The sequence below is a fragment of the Novosphingobium sp. NDB2Meth1 genome, assembly GCF_900117425.1.
Classification (GTDB): Bacteria; Pseudomonadota; Alphaproteobacteria; order Sphingomonadales; family Sphingomonadaceae; genus Novosphingobium.
The window spans coordinates 1-898 of the sequence record NZ_FPEH01000001.1; the positions used below are offsets into that span (position 1 = coordinate 1).

The window sequence follows — 898 nt, forward strand, 5'->3', positions numbered from 1 at the left end:
TGACCTGCCCCCCGCTGGTCCCGCGGTCATAACGAGAGTCCACCGGTTTGATATTCGTGCCGGTGTTCGGTTCGCCAGTGACGAGTGCGGCCTTTCGTTGTTGTAGTCGTAGCGCCAGACCGCCAGCTTGCGCCGGGCATCGGGGAGGCTGTCGAACAACTCCTTGTTCAGGAGCTCGTCGCGCAGCGACCCGTTGAACGATTCAATGAAGGCATTCTGCTGCGGCTTGCCCGGATCGATGTAGTGCCACTCGACCCGGTTCTCGCTGGCCCACCTCAGGATCGCCCGGCTGGTGAACTCGGTCCCATTGTCGCTGACGATGCAAGCCGGTTTGCCATAGAGGCGCACCAGCGTGTCGAGTTCGCGCGCGACCCTGACGCCCGAGATGCTGGTGTCCCCCACCAGGCACAGGTTCTCGCGGCAGGCGTCATCGTTGATCGCCAGGATGCGCAGCCGGCGGGAAGCGCCGAACGTATCGGCCACGAAGTCCATCGACCAGCGGTCGTTCGGCCGCAGCGGCACGGGCATCGGGGTACGGCTGCCGCGAGCCCGCAGGCCCGGCGTTGCGAGATCTGGTAATCCCGCACCACGCCGAGCGCCGCGTCCCGTCGCTGAGCTGGCGTCGTCAGACTTTTCCCAGCAAGTCCTTCAGGATGGCATTGTCGAGCACGGTCTCGGCCAGCAGCCGCTTAAGCTTGCTGTTCTCCTCCTCAAGCAACCGCAGCCGCCGGGCATCGGACACCTCAAGCCCGCCCTACTTCGCCTTCAGCTTGTAGAACGTCGCCGGGCTCAGACCGTGCTTGCGGCAGAACTCCGCCGTCGAAAACCCGGCATCCTGCTCCTTCGAGTGGGGCAGACTCTACATCAAATCGAGGGAGCCAGCGGGGGGCAGGTCAGT

Annotated in this window: 1 pseudogene; it reads right to left on the reverse strand. The window is 64.7% G+C overall.

Annotated features, from left to right (window positions below):
* Positions 1-856: pseudogene (locus tag NDB2M1_RS21660) on the reverse strand (IS3 family transposase); the annotation flags it as partial.
* Between the last annotated feature and the right edge of the window lie 42 nt (positions 857-898).